This window comes from Actinoplanes sp. NBRC 103695 (assembly GCF_030269485.1).
Taxonomy (GTDB): domain Bacteria; phylum Actinomycetota; class Actinomycetes; order Mycobacteriales; family Micromonosporaceae; genus Actinoplanes.
In genome coordinates this window covers 317,583-339,249 of sequence record NZ_BSTL01000009.1, presented here as the reverse complement: position 1 = coordinate 339,249, position 21,667 = coordinate 317,583, and the positions used below count along the sequence as shown (strand labels likewise).

General features: G+C 73.6%; 13 protein-coding genes and 1 tRNA gene. 2 read left to right on the top strand and 12 right to left on the bottom strand.

Features of this window, described 5'->3' with window-relative positions; genetic code table 11:
* Positions 1 to 12 precede the first annotated feature (12 nt).
* On the bottom strand, positions 13 to 8,595 hold the full coding sequence (locus tag QSK31_RS18580) for an RHS repeat-associated core domain-containing protein (protein ID WP_285685379.1): 8,583 nt from the start codon (positions 8,593 to 8,595) through the stop codon (positions 13 to 15).
* 238 nt (positions 8,596 to 8,833) lie between these two features.
* Here QSK31_RS18580 and QSK31_RS18575 point away from each other — a divergent pair, with 238 nt between their 5' ends.
* Positions 8,834 to 9,490: a DUF6882 domain-containing protein gene (locus QSK31_RS18575; RefSeq protein ID WP_285685378.1), complete on the top strand. Its 657-nt coding sequence runs from the start codon at positions 8,834 to 8,836 to the stop codon at positions 9,488 to 9,490.
* Positions 9,490 to 10,452 carry a LuxR C-terminal-related transcriptional regulator gene (locus tag QSK31_RS18570; RefSeq protein ID WP_285685377.1) on the top strand — a complete coding sequence of 321 codons (963 nt, stop codon included), beginning with the start codon at positions 9,490 to 9,492 and terminating at the stop codon, positions 10,450 to 10,452. Before QSK31_RS18575 ends, QSK31_RS18570 begins: the two co-directional genes overlap by 1 nt.
* A 74-nt stretch (positions 10,453 to 10,526) precedes the next feature.
* On the opposite strand, the gene QSK31_RS18565 is transcribed toward QSK31_RS18570, so the two are convergent.
* The 11 genes from QSK31_RS18565 to QSK31_RS18515 form a co-directional block, all read right to left on the bottom strand.
* A complete protein-coding gene (locus QSK31_RS18565) occupies positions 10,527 to 13,574 on the bottom strand; it encodes a BTAD domain-containing putative transcriptional regulator (protein WP_285685375.1) in 3,048 nt (1,015 codons plus the stop codon).
* 162 nt (positions 13,575 to 13,736) lie between these two features.
* Positions 13,737 to 13,822: transfer RNA gene (locus QSK31_RS18560), tRNA-Leu, on the bottom strand.
* A gap of 76 nt (positions 13,823 to 13,898) precedes the next feature.
* Positions 13,899 to 15,257: an NAD(P)/FAD-dependent oxidoreductase gene (locus QSK31_RS18555; protein WP_285685373.1), complete on the bottom strand. Its 1,359-nt coding sequence runs from the start codon at positions 15,255 to 15,257 to the stop codon at positions 13,899 to 13,901.
* 93 nt (positions 15,258 to 15,350) lie between these two features.
* Positions 15,351 to 15,908, bottom strand: coding sequence for a hypothetical protein (locus QSK31_RS18550; protein ID WP_285685372.1), 558 nt, complete (start codon positions 15,906 to 15,908; stop codon positions 15,351 to 15,353).
* Positions 15,909 to 15,919: 11 nt separating this feature from the next.
* On the bottom strand, positions 15,920 to 17,281 hold the full coding sequence (locus tag QSK31_RS18545; RefSeq protein ID WP_285685371.1) for a DUF58 domain-containing protein: 1,362 nt from the start codon (positions 17,279 to 17,281) through the stop codon (positions 15,920 to 15,922).
* Positions 17,274 to 18,272: an AAA family ATPase gene (locus QSK31_RS18540; RefSeq protein WP_285685370.1), complete on the bottom strand. Its 999-nt coding sequence runs from the start codon at positions 18,270 to 18,272 to the stop codon at positions 17,274 to 17,276. The genes QSK31_RS18545 and QSK31_RS18540 overlap by 8 nt, the downstream gene beginning before the upstream one ends.
* Positions 18,273 to 18,304: 32 nt before the next feature.
* A complete protein-coding gene (locus QSK31_RS18535; protein WP_285685369.1) occupies positions 18,305 to 18,916 on the bottom strand; it encodes a hypothetical protein in 612 nt (203 codons plus the stop codon).
* Complete coding sequence (locus tag QSK31_RS18530; protein ID WP_285685368.1) at positions 18,913 to 19,614, bottom strand: DUF4129 domain-containing protein; 702 nt, start codon at positions 19,612 to 19,614, stop codon at positions 18,913 to 18,915. Before QSK31_RS18530 ends, QSK31_RS18535 begins: the two co-directional genes overlap by 4 nt.
* Before the next feature lie 10 nt (positions 19,615 to 19,624).
* On the bottom strand, positions 19,625 to 20,362 hold the full coding sequence (locus QSK31_RS18525) for a uracil-DNA glycosylase (protein ID WP_285685367.1): 738 nt from the start codon (positions 20,360 to 20,362) through the stop codon (positions 19,625 to 19,627).
* A 9-nt stretch (positions 20,363 to 20,371) separates the two neighbouring features.
* A complete protein-coding gene (locus QSK31_RS18520) occupies positions 20,372 to 21,289 on the bottom strand; it encodes an HAAS signaling domain-containing protein (RefSeq protein ID WP_285685366.1) in 918 nt (305 codons plus the stop codon).
* The gene (locus QSK31_RS18515; RefSeq protein WP_285685365.1) at positions 21,286 to 21,642 is read right to left on the bottom strand and encodes a PadR family transcriptional regulator; all 357 of its coding nucleotides are present in this window, start codon (positions 21,640 to 21,642) and stop codon (positions 21,286 to 21,288) included. Before QSK31_RS18515 ends, QSK31_RS18520 begins: the two co-directional genes overlap by 4 nt.
* Between the last annotated feature and the right edge of the window lie 25 nt (positions 21,643 to 21,667).

Here is a 21,667-nt window from a genome sequence, read left to right as displayed (position 1 = left end):
CCCAACACAAGGTCATATGTCGTTCTGGAGCGTGATCAGGACGCCGCCGTGCGGGGTCGCGATGATGATCCGCAGGTGAGTGGGCACCGGATTGGCGCCGTCGTAGATCGGCTCGACGCGGTAGTAGACGGTCTGGCCCAGATCCTTGACCAGGATCGCGACGATCCGCTCGGCGCCGGCGTACATCCCGCTGACGTTCACCATGCGCTGGTATATCGGCGTGAGATTCCGGAGATCGGTGCCGCTGCCACCGAGAGAATGCGCGATCAGATGTCCGGCCGCCATGTCCGGGCTCGGGAGGCCCGGCGGGAGATTGTTGCCCACAGGCGTCCCTCCTGACGGGAGGACCCCTTGGTAGCAGGCCTCGCCTCGGACGGCGCGTCCCCCGGTGTCCCGCTCCGCGTAGCGGATCGGGCCCCCGTTCCAGCTGCCGTCGAAACACCCCTGCCGGGCCGCGTCGTAGGCGGCGCTGCCGTTCGGATCGTCGACGAGGTCTACATAGGAGTACCGCTCGTTGTTCCGGACGTTCGACTTCGCCATCCTCTTCTGCCACCAATCGTGCAGGGACTCGCCCGCGCCGAGGGCGGCGGCCGCCGCCACGGCGATCGTCGCGAACGAGCCCGCGTCGATGATCGGGGCGTCCTCGACCCGGGTGAAGCTGTCCGTGATCCCCGGGCCGGGGTCGATCCGGTTCTCGTCCGGCGGATCGGACGGCACCCTCGGCGGACGCGGCTGCGCGTGCGTTCCCGGCGGGGGCGGCGGGATCGGGACGAAGAGCGGCGGGATCCAGGGCGGTGGTGGCGGCGGCAACGGCGGACGCCAGCCGCGACCGCCGCCGCCTCCGGAGTCGAACCGGTCGTTGATGGTGAAGGTGTCGTCGTAGTAGTTCGTCAGCCGATTGGTCGAGGTGTTGCCGCCACGAGCGCCGCCCGGAACCAGCTCCTGGTGCCAGTTGGCCTCCATGTCCCACGCGAGGACGTAAAGGCAGAACAGGTTGTCGATCGGGTCCAGCCGATGCAGCACCCACATCGTCGCCTCGAGCGGGCTGACGTTCTTCCCGGGAATGCAATGCTCGTGTGCGAACTGCTCGAAGGAACTGCCCCAGCCGCCGGGCTCGTGGCCGGTCGGGTCGGTCAGGCCCAGCGGGTCGGCCTGGGCGTACGCGTAGCGGTTGCCGGCGCCGGCGGCGTCCGGGTCGACGGTCAGCGTGTCGCGGCTGAGGAAGGCGCCGGTGCCGGGGTCGTACCAGCGGGACGCCATGTTGACCGCGCCCGTGGCGGCGTCGGTCCAGCCGCCCTGGTAGCCGACCGACGGGGACTCCCCCGAGGTGGCCGTCGGCGAGCCGAACGGGTCGTAGGAGCGGGAGCCGCCGAGCACCGCCGACCGGTACCTGCCGGTGACGTCGCCGTGCTGGTCGGCGTAGAGCTGATGCCCGGTGCCCGACCCGGCGGTGGCCGCCTTGTCGGCGAACGGCGCACCGGTCGCGTCCCGGCTGACCAGCCGCTGCCCGTCGCTGACCACGGCGTTCGTCGGGCCCTGGTAGAGCAGTGCCTGGTCGCCGTGGGACGCCACGCGGTCGAGGGCGTCGTACGCATAGCTTGTCGTGCCGTCCGAGACCAGGCGCTCGAACGCGTCGAAGCTGGTGGCCCGCCCGCCGGCCGAGCTGAGCGTGCCGCGCGGGGAGTAGGTGTAGCCGGTCGTTCCGTCGGTGAGGAGCCGGTTGCGCTCGTCGTAGGTGGCCGTCCTCGGTCCGGCGCGGGTGCGGTTGCCGGCGTCGTCCCAGCCGTACGACGTGGTGGTCCCGTCCGGCCGGGTCCACTCGACGAGCCGGCCGGCGTCGTCGTAGTCGTAGGAGCTCGCCGACGCCTGGCCGTCGCGGATCTCGGTCTTGCCGGTCACCTTGTCGTCCAGGTCGTACGCGTAGGTGGCGCCGAGCAGGTTCCGCGGCGGAACCCCGCTGTCGATCCGCTGCTCGACCACGTCCCGTTCGAGCCGGCCGAGGTCGTCGTAGCGCAGGACCCGGGACACCCGCGGCGCCGACCGGTCGGTGACGTTGCCCAGCCGACCGGCCGCGTCGTAACCGAAGTCGACGGTCCGCCCGCTGACCGGGTCGGCCATCGAGGCCTGGCGCCCGGCGGCGTCATAGGTGAACGTGGCCGTGCCGGTCGCGTCGGTCCGCGACTGCAGCCCGCCGTCCGCGAAGTAGGCGTACGTCTCGGTGCCTGCCGCACCGGCGGACTCGACCAGCCCGCCGCGGTCGTTGTACCGGTAGGTGGTGTCCCCGCGGGGCCCGCCGGCCAGGGTCAGCCGGCCGTCCGCGTCGTAGCCGAGCCGCCGGTCGGCGGTGGCCGTCTCCGCCCCGGAACCCCGCTCGACCGTGAGCCGTCCCTGCGCGTCGAACTCCCGGGTCCGCTCGACGCCGCCCGGCAGCACCTCGCGGACGGCCTGACCGGCCGCGTCGTAGCCGGTGGTGAACGTGCGCTGGGCCGGATCGGGGTGGGCGGCCGTCGACGGCTCCACCGTGGACTCCGCGAGACCCCACGAGTTGAACGTGTACGTGGTGGCGCGGCCGTTGCCGTCGACATAGCGGGTGGTGTTGCCGGCCGCGTCGTACCCGAGCCCGATCGTGATGCTGTGGTCGTCGCCGGTCCGCGAGGTCCGCGTGACGACGCGGCCCAGGGCGTCGTAGCCGAGCGTCTGCCGCCGGCCTTCCCCGCTGACGGTCGCCACCGGGTTGCCGGCCGCGTCGTACTCCACCGCCGAGCGGCGCAGCACCGAGCCGTTCTTGCTGTCGGTCACCCCGGACGGGCGGCCGAGCAGATCGTAGGAGGCCTCGGCGACCAGGCCGGAGGGGTCGGTAGTGGTGCGCAGGCGACCGGCGATGTCGTACGTGAAGGTGCTGGTCCGGCCCGTCGGGTCGGTGCGCGTGATCTGGTCGCCGGCGGTGTTGTAGGTCGCGGTCGTGACGTTGCCCTGCGGCGTCGTGATGCGCCGGACGCGGCCGGCGTCGTCGTGGGCGAACCGGGTGATCAGGAAGCTCGCCGGGCCGGGAACCCGCTCGACGAGCGTCCGGGTCACCTCGTGGCCGAGGGTGTTGTAGGTGGACCGGGTCTGCGCGCCGCCCGGGGTGGTGGTGGAGAGCAGTTCGCCGGTGCGGCTGTAGGTGTACCGAGTCGTGGACGGCGCGTCCCCGACCGGCGGCGCGGTCTCGCTGAGCAGATCGCCGTACGGGTCGAAGACCGAGGTCGTGACCCGGCCCAGCGGATCGGTGACCCGGTTCGCCCGGCCGAGCGCGTCGTAGCCGATCTGCGTCGTGGCGGTCAGCGGGGCGCCGCCCGGCGGCGTGTACGCCGGGCTCGTCACCGACTGCACCCGGCCCATCGCGTCGAACCCGGTGACGTCGACGTTGCCGTTCGGGTCCTTCTCGTGCGTCGGCTCGCCGAAGGCGTTGCGCGCGGTGACCGTGACCGGCCGTACGCCCGGGGTCCGCACGCCGTCGCGCCACACGTCGACGGCCGGCTGGACGGCCGACGTCATCCGGCCGGTCGCGTCGTACCCGACGGTCGTGGTCTGACCACGCGGGTCGCGGACCGCGATCGGGAGACCCCGCTCGTCGTACGTCGTGACCATGGTGATCTGCACGCCGTCGCCGAGAACCGCGTGCATGTGGGTGGGCTGCCCGTCCGGCCCGTACTCGGTGAGCCTGGTCTCCTGCCGGCCGGGCTGGGCCGCGCCGGTCAGCGTCGTCCGGGTGGCGTTGCCGTCGGCGTCGCGGGTGTACTCGGTGACCCGCTTCTCGCCGGCCGGGTCCACGGTCTCGGTGCGCGGCAACCCGGCCGGGTCGTACGTGTACGTCGTCGCCCGGCCGCCGGCCTCGACCAGCTCGCTGACGTTGCCGGCCGGGTCGTACGACTGCCGGCCCAGCACGACCGATCGCGTGGTGCCGTCGTCGTCCTGGTGGTTCTCCCGCACGACCGTCGCGGGCAGCCCGTCGCCGTAGTAGGTGAAGCGGGTGAGCCGGCCCGTCGCGTCGGTGACCGTGGCCAGGTCACCGGCCGGGTCATAGCTGCGGAACTCCAGCGCCATCGCGGTGGCGGACGGGTTCTGCGGGTCCACGCCGGCGCCCTCGACGCTACGCGCCAGCAGCCGGCGCTGGTCGTCGTACCGGTCGTGCCACACGGTCCCGGCCCGGTCGGTGGTGTCGATCTGCAGACCGTCGAGGCTGTACCCGCGGCTCTCGGTGCGGCCGTCCGGGAACGTCGTGAGGGTCAGCCGGTCGCTCGCGTCGTACCGGTAGGCGGTGGTTCGGGGCGCGTCGCCGCCCTCGGCCGCGGGGGTGGTGTCGCCGACCGTGACGGCGGTCCGGTTGCCGTTGCCGTCGTAGTCGTAGGTCGTGATCCGCTGGTGCCGCTTGCCGGTCACCGCGTTGGTCACCGCCGGCTCGGTGACGGTCTTCACCTGGGACCGCTCGGTCCACGTGGTGGTCGTGGTCCCGAAGGCCACACCGCCGCTGTTGGCCGGTGTGGTCTCCCGGACCCGGCCCAGGCTGTCGTAGGCGTAGCGGGTCCGCAAGCCGGTCGGCGACGTCGTGCTCACCAGGTCGCCGGTGCGCGCGTACGAGTGCGTGGTGGTCTGTCCCCTCCGGCCGGTGGCGACGAGCAGCAGCCCGGCCGGGACAGTGCCGCCACCCTCGGCCGGTTCGCTGCCGGTCGCGTACCGCCACGTCTCCACGGGCGCGGTGGTCACGCCGGCGGGCAGCGGATAGGTGTACTTCAACGGGCGCCCGGCCGGGTCGTACTCGAAGACGGTCTTGAAGCGGTTGTCCTCCGGACCGGACGAGCGGGCGTCGGAGCTGCTGATCAGCCGGTCGTTGCGCGGGTCCAGCGGTTCGCCGGCGTTGAGGAAGTAGCCGGCGTACGAGGTGTTGCAGGAGTTGGCGGCGCGACAGGTGGTCGTGGACAGCACGTTGCCGCGGCGGTCGGTGGTGAACCTGGCCTCGCGGCCGTCCGGGTCCACGACGGCGGCGAGGAAACCCGCGACGTTGTAGCGGTACGACTCGGTCGCGCCGTCGTGGGTCTTGCTCACCGTCCGGCCGCCGTTGTCCGCGTCGAACGTGTAGGTCCAGTCCGGGTAGGGGCCGTGCAGGGTGACCTTGCGGACCGCCTGGTCGCGGACCGGCGGGTCGAGGTTCCAGACCCGGTTCCAGTTGTCGGTCAGGGTGCGGACCCGGTCGAGGGTGTCGTCGTAGGCGACGGTGACGTACCGGCGGTCGTCCTGCGGCAGCGTGATGCCGGTGAGCAGGTCGATCGAACGGGCCGCGTCGAAATGCTGGCGTACGGCCAGCGGGCCGAGGCTGTGCTCGTACAGGGCGACCTCGTCGATGCTGCCCGCGAACGGGAACCGGTCGCCGGTGGTGGCCGGCCAGTCCTTGCCCTGACCGGCGCCGAGCGTGAGCTGGGTCTGACCGCGGTGGTCGATCACCCCGGACGCGGTCACCTGCTGCGCGACGCCGTCGACGTACAGGGTCTGGGTGTCGATCGCGGCGGAGAGCACCGCGTGGTGCCACGCGCCGTCGTTGACCGCGGCGTTGCTCACGGCCTGCCGCGGGCCGGCCGGTTTCGGCACCGGGAACCCGCCGTAGAGCAGACCGTCGGTGCCGACGTAGAGGATCGGCGTCCACGCCTCGGCCGCCTCCGGGTACGCGGCGCCCTTCTGTGAGCTCAGCAGCACCCCGGCGTCGGTGGTCTTGAACCACATCTCGGCGGTCAGCGACATCGAGCGCGAGGCGGCCTCGGCGGGCAGGTCGACCCGGCTGTTCACCCCGTCGAAGACGGCGGCCCGGTCGGCGGTCCCCGCGATCGCCCCGGCGCCGCCCAGCACCACGCCGTCGTAGCGGCCGCCGTCCAGCCCGGCGGCTCGAGCGGTGGCGCTGGTCGCGGTCGTGCCGGTGGTCTCGCCGAGGCGCCAGTACGCGCGCGGCCCGTCGTCGGCCACCGAGCTGCGGTAGTGCGACCCGGTGCCGTAGTGGTAGGTGGTGCAGTTGGGCGCGGCGCCCGGCGCGCAGACCCGGGTCAGCCGGGACCCCTCGTAGGCGTACGTCCAGACCGGCCCGTCGTTGGCCTGCACCGTGGCGACCCGGCCGTTCTGCCAGCCCAGGGTGAGCTTGCGGCCGCTGGTGTCGTTGCGGATCTCGTAGACGTGGTCATTTGCGTCGTACCGCAGCGTCTCGGTCAGCCCGGCCGGGTCCGCCACGGTGATCAGCCGGCCGAGGACGTCGAAGATCCACCGGCTGCCGGTCGCGTCGCGCTGGGTCCAGCGTCCGGTCGCCGAGTCGTAGGTGAGGGTCAGCGCCTGGCCCTGCGGCGCCGCGTACGTGCCGTCGGTGTTGCGCCCGAACCGCACCTGCCGCCCGGTCGGCAGGGTGACCACGACGCTGCCTGAGGTGTCGATGTCGCGGGACAGCCGCATGTCCACGCGCGACGCCCAGCCCAGGCCGAACGCGCTGTCTCGCCTCGGGTCCAGGCTGTTGTACGTGCGGACGACGGTGAGGTCGGGCCCGGCAGTGGCGACCGACGCGTCGGTGACCATAGTGGAGTAGTTGCCGATGCTCGGGTCGAGCCCCGGCGCCTGCACCGAGTCGGGGCTGCCGGCCAGCCGGGCGGTGATCTCCGGCTGCGGCACCTGGGTGCGCAGCGTCAGCGGGCCGGCGTACGGCCCGGCGTCGGCGCCGTCGTGCGCCCGTACCCACCAGAAGTAGGTCTCGGACCAGCGCAGCGCGCCGGCCGGTGGCGTCCAGGTCTGCCCGGTCCAGCCGGACTCGTGGCAGCCGGTCGGCGCGTCGGGGGTGCCGCCGCAGATCTTGAAGTCGTACTTGAGGGTGGCGTCCGCGGGCCAGTTGTCCGGGTTCACGCCCGAGGCGTAGAGCGTCGGCACGATCGAGCCCACTCCGGCGCCGCTGCCGGGCTGCTGGTAGTTCACGGCCGGGCGGACGTTCGTGACCTTCATCGGCGTGGTGCCCTTCGGCACGCCGTACGCGGAGTTGAAGTCCTGTCCCTGCGGGTTGACCATGCCGATCTCGAGCGTGTACTCGTCCGGCGCCAGCGGCGGGATGGTCAGGTCGATCGTGGCCACGCCCATCGGGCCGACGTTCGTGGCGGGTGCGACCGGCGCAGGCGCGGCCACCACCTGGCCGCCCCGCTTGACGGTGAGCCCGAGCCGGTAGCCGCCGCCCGCCTGCCAGGTGCTCGACCCGAGGTTGGTGGCGCGGACCCGGATCCGGCCCGGAGCGTTGTTGGTGGGCTGGAGCAGCTCGTCGGTCTGATACGCGGCGCCCTCCGGCGCATAGGTGACGTCCAGGTACGGCGGGTTGACCGACTCGGCCGCCGCGAACCGCTTGAACCCGGCCGTGTCGCGCTCGTTGGACGCCCGCACCCCGAGACCGTGGAACGCCGCGCCGTGCGTCCACCGGGTCGCGGCGTCCGGGTCGACCCGCAGCGCCTCCCACGCGGCCGGGCACCCGCCGCTGAGGCCGCGATGCGCGAACGACCTGGTGTCGTAGGCGGCGTTGACCGGGGCGCCGGGCCACCGCAGCGAGCTGCCGGACCAGGGCGAGGCCACCTCGAACACGGTCACCGGCGCCGGCGCGCAGGAGGTCGCGTAGTTGTTGAGCAGGACCAGCGAGGCGCCGTTGATGTACTGGTCGCGCAGCCGGGTGGCGAGCTGCCCGAAGTGGAAGTAGGCACGGCCGGCCGTCCGTCCGCCGTCCGGGGTGCCCACCTGCAGGTCCGGCGAGTTCGACTGGTCACCCAGCCCGCTCATCACGAACGTGTCGTCCGCGTCCACCCCGACCGTGGTCGCCGCCGCGATCACGACGCTGACCGTCTCCGCGTCCTTGAAGATCAGATCCTTGCGTACGCCGGACCCGGTCGCGGTCAGCCGCAGGTCCACGCCGGGCCGTACCCCGGCGAACGTCGCCGTGCTCCCCCGCACCACCGGGCGCACCACCCGCCGGCCGGGCTCGTCGACCACGGTCCGCTCGCCGTTCTCGGCGACGATCTCGGCCAGCGGCTCACCGGCGGCGCCGTCCCGGACGGTCAGCCGATACGACGTGCGTGCCGTTCGCCAGCCCGCGCCGTCCCGCTTCAGCCGGGTGTCGACCGGCAACCAGCTGCCGTCCGGCTGCCGCACGTTGACCGGCTGGGTGTGGAGCCGCAGCGTGCGCGTCCCGTCCGGGTTGGTGAACTCGGTGGTGGCCGCGTCCCGGCCGGGCAGCCGCCGGCTCCGCTTCGCGTCGAAGCCGGCCGCCGCCGGACCGGGCGTCAACCGTGCCGGGACCGGACGCGCCACCGCCGGGCGGTCACCGGTCCGGGCCGGGATGCTCAACCGGTCGGCCACCGCGCCGTCCGGGCGGACGGCCTTCCGGGCCGGGAGACGGCCGCCGGCCGCCGTGCTCGCCGCCGGAGCACGATGGCCGGCGCCGGTCGCGGTGCCGCTCGCCTGTTCCGGCGCCGCGTCCGCGTATCCGTCGGCCCGGACCGGCGGATCCGCCAGTGCCGGAACGGCGAACGGCCCGCCGGTCAGAACGAGCAGCACCACGAGGGACAGGACCAGGCCCCGTCTCCGTCTCCGTCCACTGTGCTCCGATCGGCGCATGACGTCCCCCCGGTTTCCGACCGCCCCCGATGTGTGATCGACGCTAAGGTCGGCGGACCGGTCGTGGTGATCCCGGAAACGACCGGCACCGGCCAATGGCCGGATCCGGCCGCGGGTCCGCCGGACGCCCGGCCGCCGTTGGGTACCCTGCGTCTCGTCGCCGAGCGGAAGGGTTGATCAGGTGCACGGCTTCACGGAGGAGTTCGCCCGGCACGTCGGCACCGCCCTGGCCCGCCAGCTGGCGCTGGCCGACCACCTCGGGGAGCGGAGCTGGGCGGTGGACATCACCGCGGGCACGGCGTCATTCGGTGACGATCTGACGTACCGGATCCAGCTGCTGGGCACCGAGGCCCACGACGACGGCACCTGGCTGTGGGCCTGGGCCAACAGCCAGAGCGGACTGCCGGACACGGTGTTGCGGGCGGCCCGGTGGCTGCGCGACCGCGGCCGGTCGACGGGTCCCGTCGAGCTGGCCGAGCCCGGCTTCCCGCTGGAGCGGGCCGACGGGCACCGGCTCGCGCTGCTGGCCTCCGGCCTCACCGGCAACTGCTACTACCGCGGGCCGTACCCGGGTGGGGCGCTCTTCTTCCAGCTCGAGGGTGTGCCGGCGGCGGTGCTGGCGCCGAGCTCCCCGGAACGGGCGACGACCGTGCTGACGCAGGTGATCCAGGCGTACGCGCTGGACCACCGCACCGTGGTGGAGAGCTTCTTCGCCCAGCAGGGCTGGCGGGTGGACGTGGCTCCGGCGGCGGTGACCGGCCACCACCCCGGCGGCACGGCGCTGCGGGTCACGTTCGACGACCTCGGCCGGATCGGCGAGATCAGCGCGGCGGCCTGATGTGGCCCGAACTCTCCGTCGTGCTCTCGGCGGCGGCGGCGGAGCAGTACCAGCATCTCGTGGAGAGCGGCGGCGTGGCGCTCGCCGACGATCCCGGGGTGGAGGACCGGCCGGAGACCCGGGAGCTGATCGGCAAGGGGTTCGCCCGGGTCCGCTACGTCGGGACGCCGCTGCTGGTCGCCGTCGAACCGGCCCGGGCGATCGACAACGCGCTCATCGTGCGTCAGCGGGAGCTGCTCGACCAGGTCGAGGCGCTGGTGCGGCTGCGCGACGGCGCACCCGGGCTGCAAGAGCGATACCGGCTGGCGGCGCCCGGCGACGACACCGACGGCCCGATCCGGGTGCTGACCGACCGGGATGCGATCGGGGCGCTCTCGGTGGAGCTCGCGCTGTCCGCCCGTTCCGAGGTCGCCAGTCTGGAGACCGAGCATTTCAGCCGCCCGCCGGACCCACGGTCGGCACGGCCGCTCCCGGCCGATCTGGTCGCCCGCGGCGTCCGCTTCCGCAACGTCTACAGTCGCGCCGCGCTCGAGGTCGCGGGCGCCCGGGAGATGCTCCGGCTGTCGGTGGAGGCCGGCTGGTCCTCGCGGGCACATCCGGACGTGCCGATGAAGATGGTGCTCGTCGACGACCGGGCGGCGCTGCTCCCGCTCGGGGCCACCGGCATGGAGGGCGCGGTTCTGGTGCGGGCGCCGGTCATCGTGGCCGCCTTGCGCGGCTACTTCGAGATGCTGTGGGCCGCCGCGGTGCCGCTCGACGGCAGCGCGGTCCGGCTCCCACCGGAACAGGACCAGGTGCTGCGTCTGCTGCTGACCGGCATGACCGACGGCGCCATCGCCCGGCACCTGGGCATCAGCGAGCGGACGGTGCGCCGGCATGTCGGCGCGCTCCAGGAGGCGCTGCATGCCGGCAACCGCGTCACCCTCGCCGCCTCCGCTGTCCGGCAGGGGTGGGTCGATTGATCGGACTCACTGCCATTCCCATGGTTCCCGTTCAGCCATGAGCCGGAGCGTGCCGAAACCCGCTGTCCGTACGCTTACCCGTACTCCGCCCGTACCCCGGCCCGTGCCCCGGCGCGCAGCTCGGCACGCAGTTCGGCCGCGCCGGGATGGCCCAGCTCGTCGAGGATCGCCAAGGCCCGCCGGTACGCGTCCTCCGCCGCCGCCCGGTCACCGAAATGGTCGTACGCGCGGCCGAGATTGGTGAGCGTCTCGGCCATCGGATAGCGCGCACCCACTCCCTGGTAGAGCTCGAGCGCCCGCAGGTAGCAGACCTCGGCCCGGCCGCGGTCGCCCAGGTGGCGGCGCGCGAGCCCGATGCTGTCCCAGGTGGCCGCCTCGGTGTAGCGGTCCCCGGTCTCCTGGAGCAGGGCCAGCGCCTCCTCGCACGCGGCCAGCGCCCGCTCGTGTTCGCCGAGCTGCGCCCGGTGCCAGCCGATCGTGTTCAGCGTCCAGGCGCGCTCGATGTCCCGGCTGCCCGGCGGGAACAGGGTCAGCGCTTCCTCGGCCCGGGCCAGCGCCGCCGCCGGCTGCGCCAGGTGGTCGTGCACGCGGGCGAGGCCGAGCAGGGCGGTCACCCGGCCGAGGTGGTCGCCGGTCGTGGTGCTCCGGGCGAGCGCCAGCTCGTAGTGCCCGGCCGCCTCGTCGACGCGGTCCAGGCCGGTGCAGGCGCGGGCGATGGCTCGGTGCGCGAACGCCTGCCCGGTCACGTCGTCCTGCCGGACCGCGGCGTCGAGGGCGATCCGCTGGGTCGCCAGCAGTTCGTGCCACGACCCGCGCCGATCGAGGAAGTTCCACATCGTCCACGCCAGCTGCCAGCAGTGCGTACCGAACCCGTCGGCCGCCCGCGCCACGACCGCGCTGAGCACGAGATGTTCCGCGCCGAACCAGACCAGCGCCTCCTCGGCGTCGCCGACCCGCCGGACCACAGTGCCGGGGTGCGGCGGCGGCGGTGCGATCGGCCGGCGGCCCGGGTTGAGGAGCAGCGCGGCGGACAGCGCGGTGTGCAGATAGTGGTCGAGCATCCGCGCCGTGGCGGCCTTCCGCTCCGCCTCGCCGCACACGTCAACGGCAAGTTCTCCGGCGTACGCGCGGAGCAGGTCGTGCAGGGCGAACCGCCCCGGCCTCGGCTCGGCCAGCAGCTGCGCCCGGACCAGCTCCGCCACCAACGGCCGTACCTCGGCCGGCTCGGCACCGGCCAGGCTCGCCGCGGCGTCGACCGACACCTCCGGGCCGGGATGCAGCCCCAGCAGCCGGAACAGCTCACCAGCGCCCGGGCTGAGCAGGCAGTAGGACCAGGAGAAGACCGAGCGCACATCGGCTGCGGGACTGCCGGTGGACAGCACGTCGAGCCGGCGCCGCTGGTCGCGGAGCTCGCCGGCGAGTGTCGCCAGCCGCAGTCCGGCCGTCGTCGCCGCCCGGGCGGCGACGATGGCCAGGGCGAGCGGCAGCCGGGCGCACCGCTCGACGACCTCCGCGGCGGCGCCCGGCTCGGCCGCCGTCCGTGCCCGGCCGAGACGGCCGACCAGCAGATCCTCCGCCTCCTGTGCGTCCGGTAGGCCGAGCGGCAGCGCCTCGGCGCCGGCGGTCGCGACCAGCCCGGCGAGTGGATCCCGGCTGGTGACCATCACCAGGCACCCGGCGCTGCCGGGCAGCAGGTGCCGGACCTGGTCGTCGTCGCGGACGTTGTCCAGCACGACCAGCATCCGCCGGTCGGCCAGCAGACTGCGGAAGAGCGCCGCCTGCGCGTCCAGCTCGGTCGGCAGCCGCTGGGCCGGGACACCGAGGGCGTGCAGGAACCGGCCCAGCGCCGCGGCCGGGGTGACCATCACCCCGGACGGGTCGAAGCCGCGCAGGTCGGCGTAGAGCTGCCCGTCGGGGAAATCGTCGCGGGCCCGGTGCGCCCAGCGGAGCGCGAGGGTGGTCTTGCCGATCCCGGCCGCCCCGGTGATCGCGACGACGACCACGCCGCGCCGGCGCCGGGCGGCGAACGCGTCCAGCCGGGCCAGCTCGGCGCGGCGTCCGGCGAACCGCGCGACATCGGCCGGCAGCTGGGCCGGAAAGGGATCCGCCGGCCGGTTGCCACCGGCCCGGCGCAGCGCGGCGTCCCGGGCGGCGGCCAGTTCGGCGCCCGGGTCGAGGCCGAGTTCGTCGGCGAGCCGGCGACGGACGGCGTCGAACATGGCCAGCGCGTCGGCGGTCCGACCGGCGGCCGCGAGCGCGCCGACGAGGCGGGCGTGGACCGGTTCGTGCAGCGGATGCTCCCCCGCCAACCGGCGCAGCCCCGGCACGGCGAGCTCGGGCCGGCCCTCGGCGGCGGCCAGGTCGGCGTGGCGCAGCGCGGCCGCGACCCACTCCTCCTCCAGCATCGTGACGAGGGAGTGCCCGCGCAGTTCCGGCACGTCGGCCAGCGGCGCCCCACGCCACAGCTGCAGCGCCTCGCCGAGCACCCCGCGCTCGGCGTACGGGTCACCGGCGAGCTCGGCCCGCCGCCGCAGCGCCCGGAACGCGAGCAGGTCCGACCAGTCCTCGCCGAGCCGCAGCCGGTAGCCGTTCACCACGGAGTCCAGCGTCCCGTCCCGCCGCTCGGGGTCGACCTCCGCCCGCAGCCGGGAGACGCAGGTCTGCAGCGCGCCGACCGCGGACCGGGGCGGCTCGTCCGGCCAGAGCAGGTCGATCAGCTCCGAGACGGTCACCACCTCGCCGGCGTCCGCGGCCAGCCGCGCCAGCACCGCGCGGCGCCGGCCGCCCGGAAGCGGGACCTCGGCGCCGCCCCGGCGCATCACGAGCGGGCCGAGCACGCCCACCCATACCGGGCCGGCCGAGGGCGGCGCCGCGCGCTCAGCGCGGGCGGCGGCGGGTGCCTCGGTGGTGGCCGAGAGCCAGGCCGCGGCGATGTCCGGCGCCGGATTCAGGGCGTCGACGAGAGCCCGCACGGAGAGCAGCCTCGGCCGGCGGGTCCGGCCCTGTTCCAGGTCCCGCAGGGTGGCCAGGCTGAGACCGGAGCGCTCGGCCAGGTCCCGCTGGCTCAGCCCGGCCGCCCCGCGATGGGCCCGGATCAGCGACCCGAGTGACAAGGCATCCATGATCGCGACCGTAGTGAACCGGCGTCGTCCGGCCAGGAGAGAATTGTTCGGTAGTTGTCCGCACCTCGGGTCCGCGGGAGTCGCGCGAACCTCGATGACGGGTTTGGCCGGTCCTGCGTCATCCGGGAGACGATGACCGATTCCACCGGAAACGATCCACCCTGGTGCCCGGGGCGGGGGTCGAACCCGCACGCCTGTGAGGGCAGCCGCTTTTAAGGCGGCCGTGTCTGCCTTTCCACCACCCGGGCCTGGAGAGGGGCTGTGCTCACCGTATCTGCTGGCCAGCGCCCGGCAAGACGCCGGACGGCTGAGTACACCCCGGTCCTACCGGATGCCCGCACCCACCGGCTCGGACGGTCGGTGGCTGGTCAGCGGGGGTGTCACGTCGGTGAACTCCTCCCGCGGCTCGTGCAACTGTCCGAGCGAGATCGTCTCCCGGCGGAACACGAACGCGAGCGTCCAGTCGGCGACCACGCGCGCCTTGCGGTTGAACGACGGGATGCGGCTGACGTGGTAGGTCCGGTGCATGAGCCAGGCCGGCAGGCCGGTCAGCTTGATGCCGTAGACGTGCGCCACGCCCTTGTGCAGACCCAGGCTGGCGACGCTCCCGGCGTACTTGTGCTTGTAGGGCTTGGGAACCCCGCCCAGGATCACCTGGCGGATGTTGTCGGCCAGCACCTTGGCCTGGCGCACGGCGTGCTGCGCGCTGGGTGAGCAGAACGCGCCCTCGGGCTTGGTGAGGTCGGGCACCTGGGCGCAGTCGCCCGCGGTCCACGCGCCGTCGAGCACCCGGTCGCCGTCCACCACCTGCAGCGTCGGCAGGGCGACGACGTGGCCACGCGGGCCCCGCGGCAGGTCGGTGCGGTCGAGCATCGGCGACGGCTTCACCCCGGCCGTCCAGACCAGCGTCTCGGCCTTGAACCGGTCGCCGTCGCTCAGCTCGACCCAGCCGTCCACGCATGACTCCAGGCGGGTGTCCAGCCGTAGGTCGATGCCGCGCTTGTCGAGCTGCCTCGCGGCGTACGCCCCCATCTGGGGACCGACCTCGGGCAGGATGCGGTTGGTTGCCTCGACCAGGACGAAGCGCACCTCCTCCTGCCGGAGCTCGGGGTAGCCGGAGAGGGCGTCGCGAACCACGTCCTCCATTTCGGCCAGCGCCTCGATGCCGGCGTAGCCGCCGCCGACGAACACGAAGGTCAGCGACGCCGCGCGGACCGCCGGGTCGGGTGTCACGGCCGCCACGTCGAGCCGGTCGAGGATGTGGTTGCGCAGGTAGATGGCCTCGCCGATGGTCTTGAAGCCGATGCCGCGCTCGCGCAGGCCGGGGATCGGCAGGGTGCGCGACACCGAGCCGGGCGCCACCACGATGTGGTCGTAGGTCATCTCGGTCGGCGGGCCCTCGATCGGCTGCACGGTGACCATCTTGCGGTCGTGCTCGACGCGGATCACCTCGCCGGAGACGATCCGGCAGCGCTTGAGCTCGCGGCGCAGCGGCACGACCGAGTGGCGTGGCGAGATGTTGCCGGCCGCCGCCTCGGGCAGGAACGGCTGGTAGGTCATGTGCGGCTGGGGGTCGATCACGACCACCTCGGCACGGCGCGGGCTGAGCTTGCGCGACAGACGCAAGGCGGCGTAGAGGCCCACGTGGCCGGCTCCGACAACAATCACTCGCTGAGGTCTCACGTGGTCCATTGTCCGTACCGGACGGCTCCGGTGCGGCCGGTTGTGACGCAGCACAAGCCCAGGTGAGGGGTGCTGAGGAACACACGTAAAAGGTTAGTTACCGGTGCGTCGCAGCAACCTTGCCAGCAGCAGCGTCGCGGCGGTCGCGGCGGCCAGGCCGACCACCGTCGCCAGTACGAAGGCACTTCCGGCGAGCACGTCGGACAGACCCAGCGCGATGACCGTCAGCACCGCGGCCATCAGCACCACCGCGGCGGCCCGCAGCAGCCAGCGGATGATCACCTCGATGTTGATCACCCCGTCGAACGGCAGCACGGCGGCCAGCGCCGCGAGGGTGTGCCCGAGGTAGAGGAAGGTGCCGATGGCGATCACCCGCCACGCCTCCACCGGGCCGTCGTAGTAGCTGGTCCCGGCGAGCCAGCCGCCGACCACGACCAGCACCGCCATGGTCGGACCGCGGCCGCGCGGCGCGAACGCCGGATAGACCGCGAAGAGCAGCAGCGGCAGCACGAACTGGCTGAACACGATCACCGGCGGCCAGGCGACCAGGACCGCACCGGCGAACGCGGCCGCGATCCCGACCTTGACCAGCAGGGGAATCAGGGTCGCCCGCTTGATCGCGTTCTGCATCCGGGTGAGCCGATTGGTCACGCCGTCGAGCATCAGTGCCCCCTCGGCGCGGACGCCATCCGCGCCACGTCGCGCAGCACCAGGTCGAGGCTGCCGGCGCCGGCCCAAGCCACCACGGGTACGCCGTGCTCGCGCAGCCGGCCGAGCACGTTCTCCCGTTCGATCCGCCACAACCGGCCGGCCAGCGGCGTCCACTGGCTGCGCTGCGGCGGCGCCAGGCCGTCCGGCAGGGTGTCCACCGCCACCGTGTACCGGCCGGACTGGGTGAGCCGGGCCAGCATGTCCGCCGACCGCGGGTCGACCAGCGGGGTGAGCACCACGACCAGCGCGTCCGACGACACGTGGTGGGTGCCGAAGGCGTGCTCGAACGCGGCCTCGGCGTCGTTGTCCGCCTTCACGTCGAGCAGCCACTCCAGGACGGTCAGGTACTGCCGGCGTCCGGTGGCGGCCCGCAGGCGGCGGGCGTTCGCGCCGTACTCCAGCAGGGACACCCGGTCGCCGCGCTTGAGGTAGTGCTCGGCGATCGCCGCGGAGGCGCGGACCGTGGTGTCCAGGACCGAGGCGCTGCCGTTGACGCCGCCCGAGACGCCGGCTTCGCCGAGCACGTCGAGCAGGAGCAGGACCTCGGCGTCCCGGTCCGAGAGGGTCGAGGCGACATGCAGGTCACGCGTACGCAAGGACACCCGCCAGTCGATCCGGCGCAGTCGGTCGCCCGGCGCGAACGGGCGTACCCCGGCCAGCTCGCCGCCCTCACCGGGCCGCCGCGACCGGTGCGGACCGACCAGCCCGGCCGCGGCCGGCATCGACTCGACGGCGGCGAACGGCTCGGTCACCGGGTAGACCCGCACCGCCCGGCCCGGCGTCACCACGGGACGGCAGGCGAGCAGGCCGGTGCAGGCGGCGACCCGCGCGGCCGCCGGGCCCACCTCGTGCCGGCCCCACCGGCTGGCCTGGCCGGTCAGCTCGACCTCGGTCCAGTCGCCGGACGGCACCCTGATCGCGAACGACCGGTCGGCCTGTTCCAGCTTCACCCACGGCGACGTCCGGGTCCGCAGCACCACCAGGTCGTAGTCGATGACGTCCGGGTTGGCCACGGTCACCCCGGCGGTCACCACGCCGCCCTCGACCAGGTGTTCCTCGTCGGCGGAGATGGTCACCTCGGGCGCCGAGCGCGGCATCCGGCGCAGCGCCATCGCCGCGCCGATCGCGAACGGTGCCCCGAGCAGCACCAGATCGATCCGGCCCAGCGCGACGCCGAGCACCAGCAGCAGGCCGGTGAGCAGCACGGTCCGGCCCAGCGCCCGGGTGGGCACCCAGGCCGGCCCGGTCAGCGCGTCATCGGCCTCGTCCGCCGGGGGCGGTGCCGCCAAACGCAGCCGCGGCGCCTCACTCATGCCGCGCGTACGTGGGCATCGCGCCGCTGGCCGGCGCCGGCACCGCGGACAGCACCTCCTGGACCACGAACTGCGGGTCGACCTTGCGCAGCCACATCTCCGGCTTCAGCGTGATCCGGTGCGCCAGTGCCGGGACCGCGACGTCCTTGACGTCCTCGGGCACCACGAAGTCGCGACCGGCCATCACCGCACGCGCGCGGGCCAGCAGCAGCAGCGCCAGCGAGCCACGCGGCGACGAGCCGACCAGCGCGGACGCGTGCTCGCGGGTGGCCGAGGTGAGCGCCACGATGTAGCGGCCGATCGAGTCCTCGACCACGACCTGCTCCAGCGCCGCCTGCATCGCCAGCAGCGTGGCCGAGTCGACCACCGGGGCGAGCTGGGCCTCCTCCTGGCGGCGGGACATGCGCCGGCGCATGATGTCCCACTCCTCCTCGGCGGTCGGGTAGCCGAACGACACCCGCAGCAGGAAGCGGTCCAGCTGGGCCTCGGGCAGCGGGTAGGTGCCCTCGTACTCGATCGGGTTGGCCGTGGCCAGCACGTGGAACGGCGGGTCCAGGCGGTAGGTCACGCCCTCGACCGAGACCTGCTTCTCCTGCATCGCCTCGAGCAGCGCGGACTGCGTCTTCGGCGGCGTCCGGTTGATCTCGTCGGCCAGCAGCATGTTGGTGAAGACCGGGCCGGCCCGGAACGCGAAGTCGCCCTTGCGCTGGTCGTACAGGAACGAGCCGGTGACGTCGGCGGGCAGCAGGTCGGGGGTGAACTGCAACCGGCGGAAGTCCAGCCCGAGCGCCTGCGCGAAGCACCGCGCGGTCAGCGTCTTACCGAGGCCGGGCAGGTCCTCCAGCAGCACGTGTCCGCCGGCCAGGATCCCGGCCAGCACCAGCTCCAGCGCGTCCCGCTTGCCGACCACCACGGTGCCGACCTGGTCGAGCACCGCACCGGCCAGCCGCCCCGCGTCGTACGGGGAAAGGCCCTGCGCCGCGTCCGCCACCGATTCACTCCTTCGTAGGCTCATTCACCAAGTCACAGTCGTTCGAGAGCGTCCACGTGCGTGGCCAGCTCCGCCCGTTTCGGCGGCCGCCGGCCGGGGTCGGTCAGCAGCTGCCAGAGTGGCTCGCCGAGCAGCTCGCGCGCGCGGAGCGGGTCGGAGGTCCGGGTGATGCCGTGCCGCAGCCGCAGGCGTTCGTCGGTCAGCTCGCCGAGCACCGGCAGCACGTTACGCGAGAACCGATCGGCATCCGACTGCGACCAGTCCAGCCGGAGTTCCCACCGCCGGACCGCGGTCCGCAGCGAATCGCTCCCGGCCCAGCGGTACTCGCCGGGCTCCTCCCCCGCGCGGCGCCTGTCGGCGCGGGACACCGGGGGCGGCGCGACCGCGGCGACGGCCAGCATGAGCAGCCGCAACGCGACGAACGCGGACACGACGACGAGCAGCGACGTGCTGAGCCCGGCCATCCGCATCCCGGCCACGGTGACCGTGGTCGCGGCGGCGACCAGCAGGATGTTGCGCACGATCCAGCCGGCCCGGGACGGCGGCCGCTTGACCGGCGGCGGCGCGGGGGCGGCGGCGGGCTGCTCGTCGGCGTACTGGAAGAGCGCGTCGAGCCCGCCGCCCGCGGCGTCCTCGCGGCTCATGACGGCACCTGCGCGGCGCCCAGGTCGGCGCGCAGGCGCTGCAAGGCCGAGCGGGCCTGGGAGCGCATCTGGTCGTCGACGGTGTGCGTGGCGTACCGGGCCTGCCGGTAGACCTCGAGCAGCGCGGCCAGCACGCCGGCGTCCACCTGCTGCTCGCGGAGCAGCCGGCCGACCAGGTCGGTGGGACTGTCCCCGGCGTGCCGGGTGGTGCCGGCCGCGGCGGCGGCCTGTTCCAGGCGGACCCAGCAGGCGATCACCGCCCGGCGCGGGTCACGGTCGGCGTCGGAGAGCTCCTCCAGGCCGGCGTCCAGCGCGGCGACCAGGTCCTCGGCGGTGTTCGGCTCCCGCTCGCGCTCCGGCCGGGCCCGGCGACCGCGGCGTCGTGCCTGGTCGCGCAGGATCGCCCAGATCACCAGGCCGATCAGGACGAGCGCGGCGATGCCCAGGACGATCAGCGCGACCGTGCCGATCCACTCGGGCAGGCCGTTCTCCTGCGGCGGCGGGGTGCCGCCCTCGCCCTCGATCGAGTTGGGTGTGGCGATCGGCTTGGTGGGCAGCAGCGGGGCGGCCTCCTCGGGCGCGTCCTGCCGGATGCGCTCCAGCTGGGGCGCCGACCGGGTGGCCGCGACGGAGGCTAGGAAGAGCAGGCCGAGGACGGCGGCCAGCGGCCACCATCGACGCAGTCGGGCGAGGTCCATCGAGCACGCATCATGCCAGGCCCGCGAGTGCTTTGGCACGGCCGAGCACCTCGTCGAGCATCGTCGGGGTCAACCGGCCGGTGAATGTGTTCTGTTGGGACACGTGGTAGCAGCCCAGAAGCACCGGCGCGGCGGGCATGAAGACCTCGGCGCCGTGGCCGAACTTCGGGCGCGGGACGGGCGCCCGGGCCCCGTACACGTTCCAGAGGGCCGGCCACCACGCGGCCCAGGCGAAGGCACCCAGCGCGATGACCACCCGCAGGGTGGGTCTGATCAGAGTCAGCTCGCGGTGCAGCCACGGCGCGCAGGCGTCGCGCTCGGCCGGGAGGGGCTTGTTGTCCGGCGGGGCGCACCGGACGGCCGCGAAGATCCGGGTGTGCGCGAGCGTGAGGCCGTCGTCCCGGTGGACGCTGAGCGCCTGGTTGGCCAGGCCGACCCGGTGCATCGCGGCGAAGAGCACGTCGCCGGAGCGGTCGCCGGTGAAGATCCGGCCGGTCCGGTTGCCCCCGTGCGCGGCCGGGGCCAGCCCGAGGATGCCGATGGTCGCGTCGGCCGGGCCGTACCCGGGAATCGGGCGCCCCCAGTACTCCTGGTCCCGGAAGGCGGCGCGACGCTCGGCGGCGACCCGCTCACGCCAGGCGACCAGCCGGTCGCAGGCGAAGCAGTCCGCCACCTCGGCGTCGAGTCGCGGCAGGTCGGGCGCTTGCGCGGCGTGCGCCACAACCTCTTCGGGGGTACGCGCGGTCACGCACGGACGTTAGCGCGGGGTGGGCTCCGGAGCCACGCTCGGGCTGGTCTCGCCCATCCGGAAGGGTGCGTTCTCCACGCAGTAGGGGTAGGTGCCGTTGTCCTCGCGGCTCATGTAGCTCTGGGTCGCCTCGTCGAAGCAGACCCCGTTGCCGAGCCGGATCGGCTGGCCGTTCTGGTCGAGCAGCCGGGCCCCCTCGATCAGCTTGCCCTGTTTGTCGTAGACGAAGACATCCTGCACATCGGCGTTCTGGTCGATGTAGTTGGCGGGGCTGAACTCGTCCTGGAAGCGGGTGTTCTGGTCGGCGTCGGAGAACCCGCTCAGCCCGATGATCAGCAGGATCGCGGTGGCCACGCCGTGCCCGAGCCGGAACGTCTTGTTCAGCTGGAACCGGCGCCGCCCGAACCAGATCGAGGCGACCACGCACACGCCCAGCAGCAGGAAGGCGACCAGCTCGCTGCCGCCGGCCCGGGGCAGCAGGCCGAGCGAGCCCTCCGAGCCGAGCATCGACGCCAGCACCATCGAGATCAGGTAGCCCCGGAGCACCCACCAGGCCGGGCGCAGCTGGACCAGGAACTCGGTGGCCCGGGACCTGCCGAAGAGCGGCCCGGTGGCCACGTCGAGCTGCCGCGCCCGCCGGCCGAGCGCGCTGCCCCAGCGGCGGGGCAGGTCGCGGCGGCGCGGCGACGGTGGCGGGTCGGGGAAGCCGCCGCCCACGAAACCGGCGCTGGCCAGCAGCTCGGCGGCGTAGACCGAGGGCGGGCCGAGCCGGTCGGCCAGGGTGCCGATGTCGTCGGCGACCACCTCGGCCAGATGCTCGGGCAGATCCTCGAGGAGGCCCTCGCGGACGTCCTCAGGCAGGCCGGCAAGGGCGGCACGGACCGCCTCGACGTAGCCCGTGATCTCGTCGGTGTCGGTTGCGTTCACGCCGTCCCCCGCTCGCGAAGAAGGTCGTCCACGGCGCCCTCGCGCAGAAGGTCGTCCATGGCGCCTGAGAACTCGTGCCAGATCTTGCCGGAGCGCTGCAACTCGGCCCGGCCGGCCGCGTTCAGCGCGTAGTACTTGCGGTGCGGCCCCTCGTCGCTGGGCACCACGTAGGCGTTCAGCAGCCCGGAGTTGAAGAGCCGGCGCAGGGTGCCGTAGACGGAGGCGTCGCCGACCTCCTCCAGCCCGGCCACACGCAGCCGGCGGAGGATGTCGTAGCCGTAACCGTCCTCCTCGCGAAGCACCGCGAGGACGGCCAGATCGAGCACGCCCTTGAGCAGTTGCGTCGCATCCACGCACGGCACACTACTGTGCAGTGCG